The 6,123-nt window shown below is 33.7% G+C and carries 4 protein-coding genes and 1 tRNA gene; 4 read left to right on the forward strand and 1 reads right to left on the reverse strand.

The genetic code is table 11. The annotated features are described in order from the left end of the window. Both ACFIL8_RS04515 and ACFIL8_RS04520 read left to right on the forward strand, forming a co-directional pair. Positions 1-223: DNA translocase FtsK (locus ACFIL8_RS04515; RefSeq protein WP_375689004.1), on the forward strand; the 223-nt coding region annotated here is incomplete at its 5' end. Positions 224-1,377: 1,154 nt separating this feature from the next. Next, positions 1,378-3,084 (forward strand): ATP-binding protein, encoded by a 1,707-nt coding sequence (locus tag ACFIL8_RS04520; protein ID WP_375650666.1) that lies wholly within the window; start codon positions 1,378-1,380, stop codon positions 3,082-3,084. Positions 3,085-3,102: 18 nt separating this feature from the next. Here ACFIL8_RS04520 and mscL read toward each other — a convergent pair whose 3' ends face one another. Then, positions 3,103-3,510, reverse strand: coding sequence for a large conductance mechanosensitive channel protein MscL (gene mscL, locus ACFIL8_RS04525; protein ID WP_026500234.1), 408 nt, complete (start codon positions 3,508-3,510; stop codon positions 3,103-3,105). 1,316 nt (positions 3,511-4,826) lie between these two features. Between mscL and ACFIL8_RS04530 the strand changes: the two genes are divergently transcribed. Then, a complete protein-coding gene (locus tag ACFIL8_RS04530; protein ID WP_375689007.1) occupies positions 4,827-5,909 on the forward strand; it encodes a quinone-dependent dihydroorotate dehydrogenase in 1,083 nt (360 codons plus the stop codon). Between the two features lie 137 nt (positions 5,910-6,046). Further along, a tRNA-His gene (locus tag ACFIL8_RS04535) sits at positions 6,047-6,123 on the forward strand.

Below are 6,123 nucleotides of genomic sequence, written 5' to 3' on the forward strand. Positions count from 1 at the left end.
TTCTGAGGAAGAAAATTTTGATGAAGAGGGTGAGGAACTTTATAACCAAGCTGTAAAAATTGTTATGCGTGATAAAAAATGTTCAACATCTTATATTCAGCGCCGACTTTCAATCGGCTATAATAAAGCAGCTTCTCTTGTCGAGCGGATGGAAGAAAAAGGCATTGTTGGAGCCGCTAATCATGTTGGAAAACGTGAAATTCTACTCAATGAAGGAAAATAAACAAACACATTTAAAAATATGCAATTTTTAAAATATCTGACAGTCATTATTTAAATGTGCTTGTTTTATTTTTTTATATAATATTAAAAATTTAAATGGAGAGTAATAAAGCAAAAGCGATCTTTTGTATTAAGACTTCTGATGAGGTAAACAAGCTGATATCAAAGGAGATTATGAGATGTTTTTAACATTTCTAAATGATCTGGAATATAAAGAAATTAAACAAATCTTTATATGAAAACAGATAATTTGTGTTCTCTTTTTTACAGAGAAATTTTTTAATAAAATAGTGCGGTGGCATATTTTTTGTTTTTTCTTTTGTAGCGATTCTAATGAAAGAAAGATCTTTGGGAGATTATTGAGAGCATCATAAGAAAAATGCCCAATATGCAAGTTCTGTTGCATAGGATACTTTAAAGCGTCACGCTGAATTTATTATCATTTGATATTATTGGCTCAAGAAAGATGTTCTTACGAGAAGCTTTATTTGAAAAAGAGATTTTGATAATGCAGTATATTGATTTATAGTAATTTATCATTATTCACAGTGAATAAAAGTCTCAAACATTGTAAGATTTTCTCATTTCAAATCTGTTTCTGTTGAAACAATTAAAACCGTTTTCTTGCGTATCATAATAATGTAGGAGTAAAAAAGTTAAAAAATAAAAAGGCTGCTTATGAACGCCTTCAAATGCCGAGAACTATTGGTAACATTAGGGGCTGAAATTAGTATAATGATGGTGCTAACCAGCTCTTTTATAAGTATAAAAATGGTAATGCACAATGCCTTGATATCCTCTATAGGGACTTTTACATTACACCATTTACAGATGACGTCGTAAAATAAGCTTGGGGATCTTGGGAGATATCTTTTCAAAAAAGGCGCATGAATGTGTAAAATAAGTGTATTCTTTTTGAGTACTATTTATGCGAGGGAGATGTTACCATTATTGTAACAAGATTTATTACATAATGGGTGAATAAGCAACAAGAGCTGGAAGCTTCTTTTTATTCTTGTTTTGTTGATGAAACAGTCAAAATTTTGCTACAGACAATTGATATGAGATATCAAGTTATTTTAACCAGAATAGATAATTGTAAACAAATTAGCATTATTCATTTGAGAGTAAATTCAACACTTTTTAGTTTTAGTTATGCCATTAAAAGCAGATGAGTTAAAGTTAAATACAAATGAATTAAAATGTCAGCAAGAAGCTTTTCGTTTTACACCAGAGCTTTTGCCACGGCCTTTTACGTGGGAAATCGATCACAATGGTTTGTTTTGTGAAGTCTCAAAAGAGCTAGCTGAAGTTGTTGGTCCTCTCTCTTCTTCTATTTTAGGGTGTAGTTTTCATGAGCTTGCTCATCAATTTAATGATGATCGATATCTGGTTCTCAGTCGTTTTATTGAAGCGGCTATGCCTTGGAGTAAAGAGATTGTTCAATGGCCTGTTGATGGTTGCTTACAATGGCTTGATGTTGAATTGTCGGCTTTGCCAATTTTTGATGTTAAAAAGCAGCTTAAGGGGTTTCGTGGCTTTGGTGTTTTAAAAATACAAAAAAAAGTCCAAGAAAAAAGAAATGAAAAGCTAGAAACAGAAATGCCATGTCTTACGGAGATAGAACGCTCAGCTTTTCGTGAAATTGCAGAGCAATTGCGTGATGAATTGAATTCATCGGTAAAAGAAGAAAATTTAGTTGAAGAAACAGCTATTCAGTTACCATATGCACAAACATTGCCGGTAAATGCTATAGAACAAGCTCTCGTAAAAGAGCCCGCTGCAGTTTTATCATTGTTGGATACAGCAACAGATGGTGTTTTATGGTTGGATGAAGAGGGCTTTGTTCAATCAGCGAGTAGGGCAGCCTTAGCATTAATGGGTTATGAAATAAATGAACTACGAGGACAACCATTCTCTTCATTATTTACTTTGCAAAGCCGACTTTTGGTTGAAAAGTATTTTAAATCAATCCGTATGGAGGAAAAAAATCAGGTTTTAAATCGCAGTGAAACCGCTGATTTAATGACAAAAAATCATAAAAATATAACCGTTTTGATAACGATTGTATTTTTGGTAAAGCAAGGCAATTATGCTGTTATGTTGCGTGATAGGACACAAACAGTTCCATCAGGAGAAAAAAAAGCAGAAGAGGATAAAATCGTTGGAGTTGTTCATGAAATACGAACACCTTTGAATGCTCTTATTGGTTTTGCAGAAATTATGAGAGAAGGCCGTTTTGGTTCGATAGAAAATGAGCGCTATCATGGATATTTACGCGATATTATTTCCTCTGGAAAACATATATTATTGCTGATTAATCAATTACTAGAGTGCTCGAAGATAAATTATTCTGGTTCCGATAACCAGATTGATTCTTCCCTTATTTCTGAAACATTTGATGTAATATCTTGTTTACGTGCGACGATAGCTTTTCTTGAAACTCAAGCCAATCAGAACGGCATTATCATGCGTATTGTTGCTCCACCTCACGTTCCATTTATTCCTGTATCACAACAAGTGTTTCGCCAGATTATATGGAATCTTCTTTCCAATGCTATTCGTTTTACACCTTTGGGTGGACAGATTATTGTTCACGTTTCTTATAGAAAAGAACGTGTAAAAATTTCAGTGAGTGATAATGGTATAGGGATGAACGAAGAAGAGATTATACAGGCACTGCAACCTTATGGTCAAGTAGAGCGCAAAGATGGACGATCTGGTGATAGCGCTTTTATGGGAACAGGTTTAGGCCTCCCAATGTGTAAAGCAATGGTGGAAGAAAGAGGGGGACAATTTTTACTGTTCTCAAAACCCAATCATGGAACAACTGTGGAAATGTTTTTTCCTCGTGTTCCATGATGTAAATCTTGCATAAAATTATTTTTTCTTAGCCAAAAGATCTCTAATTTCTGTTAAAAGTTGTTCTTCTGAAGACGTTTTTTTGGGGCTTTCTTCTTCTTTTCTACGAATTTTATTCATAGCCTTAACGAATAAAAAAAGAACCCAAGCAATAATGAGAAAATTGATAAGTAAAGTAATAAAGTGTCCATAGCTAATGGTTGCTCCAGCTGCTTTGGCGGCACTCAATGTTGCTTGTTTTTCGCCAGCAAGTTGAATAAACATATTAGAAAAATCAATCCCACCTGTAATCAGCCCAATGATTGGCATAAAAATATCATTGACAATTGAGTTGACCAAGCTACCAAAAGCACCCCCTATAATCACACCGATAGCAAGATCAATCATGTTACCTTTTAGGGCAAATTCTTTGAATTCTTTAAGCATTGCATTTTCCCCTTTATATAAGCGATATACGGTAATTTACTTACCGCTTTTGATGAAAAAGGAAAGGGCAGATTTTATTTTTAGGATTATATTACGATATTAATATTATTTTCAAAGAACTTTATAAGGTTTAATAAAGAGCTTTAGGGCTCTATTTGAATGTACATAGAATATTTCCTAGAAAAAAGCTTTTTTGATAAAAACTATATCTGCTTTTTCAACAGAAAGTAGAAAACTGTAGCTTAATTTATATAATTGCCTCAAGATTTTTATGTTAACATTAAAAAGAGAGGTTTTTACACAATACCACAAAATAAGTAGTGTAGAAAGTTGAGCTATCAGAAAGCTTTTCAAATGAAGTACATATATTAGCATAACATTTTGTCATAAAAAGAGAATTTAGGAATAAAAAATATATTTCAGCACTGATAGAAGAAATAGATAGATGAGACAGGAGTAAAACTTATAATTTAATTCCTCTTAATTTAGTAAGCGATAATAGCAATTAAGAGGGCATTATGGCTTATCTAAAAGCTATTTGTATTGGGTTACATGAGCTAAAATGGCGATAATTCGGATGGAAGAAACACATTTCATCTGCTGGAAGATTGTATCAGTTTATAAATAGCAGAGCTCTAGGGTTTGCAAGATCATTTTGGTTTGGAAGTCGTTGGTATGATGTTTGAGTTCAATAATCAACTGTCATTACTTAAAATATATGTTAGGCAGAGCACTTAATAGATGCAAAATTGTATTTAATACATCAGAAATGGCAAAGAAAACAACGCAGATTATCAATAGAGTACAAATTGATTGAACATTCTGTTGCTCATAAATAGTGCAACAATAGTATGAATTTAGATGATTTTATGAACTATGTATCCTATAAATGCTAGGAAAAAATAGCTTTATAGAACAAGCTTTGTTTCTATTGAAAACAATATTACACAAAGGAACTTTGGGAATAGAGATAATTTGCCTGCATTTTTAAGAAAATTATGAGCGTGCCTGCATAAGGCGTCATAAAACCATGACTATGGTAAGAGCCATTGATGTTCCAATTCATGCTGAATTTTATAAGATTAGGATTCATATTTTAATCTTTAAAAAATGTCGAAAAAGAGAAACATTTTTTAAGAATAAAAAGTTCTTTACATAGTATAACCAATATAAACATGTATGGCTATTATGTGATGAGTTTTCTTCTAGAAGGGGAATATTATTTGGATAATATGCTTGCTTTGATTGGAAATCTTTTGTGTTAAAAGGTAGAGGTGAGGTGCGATGGATCATTTTTATGTTGTGGAGAAGAATTGATGAGTTTTTTTCGTTGTATTGGCCGTTCTGCCTTATTTATGTTGGATCCAGAGCAAGCACACGGTTTAGCGATTCTTGGGCTGAAAAGTGGATTAAATGGTTGTCAAAAGGTTATCGACAAACGTTTGTGTGTAACTGTTGCTGGTCTTGAGTTTGAAAATTTTATTGGTCTTGCAGCGGGGTTTGATAAAAATGCAGAGGTTGTAGATGGTATTTTTCGGTTAGGATTTGGTTTTACTGAAATTGGGACAGTGACACCAAAGCCTCAGATTGGAAATCCTAAACCACGGCTTTTTCGTTTAAAAGAAGATGAAGCGATTATTAATAGAATGGGCTTTAATAATGACGGACATCAAGTTGTTTACAATAGATTGCATGCGTGTAAAAAAACTGGTGTTATAGGAGTCAACATTGGAGCCAATAAGGATACGGTCGATAAGATTGATGATTATACAGTTGGTATTGCTCATTTTTATGATGTTGCTGATTATTTTACGGTTAATATTTCTTCTCCTAATACACCAGGTTTACGTGATTTACAGGCCCGTGACAGTTTGCATCTTTTGTTGAGTGCAATTTCGCAAGCGCGAAATGAGCAAGAGAACAAGCACGGATTCTCCATTCCCATTTTTTTAAAAATTGCTCCCGATTTATCAGAGAAAGAATTAGATGATGTTGCTGAAGAAATAAAACTTTCTGATTTTAATGGGCTGATTGTTTCTAACACAACTCTTTCACGCCAAGGTCTTAGTAATAGTCACTTCCGTAATGAAGAGGGTGGGCTTTCTGGACGTCCACTCTTTGAGCGTTCTACTATTATGCTTGCAAAAATGCGTCAAAAATTAGGGAAGGAGATTGCAATTATTGGCGTTGGCGGTATAAAGGATGCACAGACTGCTTTGGAAAAAGTAAAAGCTGGTGCAGATTTGATTCAATTATACAGTGGGATGGTTTATGAAGGTCCAAATCTTGTCATAACTATTCTGCAAGAGGTTTTGCAGATGATGCAACAAGATGGAGTTGATAACATAAAAGGCTATCGTGATCATAGTATTGAGCATTGGGCAAAATTTCCTTTGTAAAAAACGCTTTTTTCTTCACAAAAAATTGCGAGATTTTTTTAAAGGGGCTTGCAAACTTTGTTGATCTTCCTTATGTCACATAAGCAAAGAATAAATGTTTACGAAATCGTGAACAGTTATGATACATTTGATTTTATGCGGTTGTAGCTCAGTTGGTTAGAGCGCTGGTTTGTGGCACCAGAGGTCGTAGGTTCAAATCCCACCAACCGTACCA

Origin of the sequence: Bartonella sp. AP57NXGY (genome assembly GCF_042195805.1) — a bacterium.
Classification (GTDB): Bacteria; Pseudomonadota; Alphaproteobacteria; order Rhizobiales; family Rhizobiaceae; genus Bartonella.

Bases quoted from the DNA above. Each gene is read 5' to 3' on its own strand.
- mscL (WP_026500234.1), bottom strand. From the start codon at position 3,510: ATGCTTAAAGAATTCAAAGAATTTGCCCTAAAAGGTAACATGATTGAT.
- ACFIL8_RS04530 (WP_375689007.1), top strand. From the start codon at position 4,827: ATGAGTTTTTTTCGTTGTATTGGCCGTTCTGCCTTATTTATGTTGGAT.
- ACFIL8_RS04520 (WP_375650666.1), top strand. From the start codon at position 1,378: ATGCCATTAAAAGCAGATGAGTTAAAGTTAAATACAAATGAATTAAAA.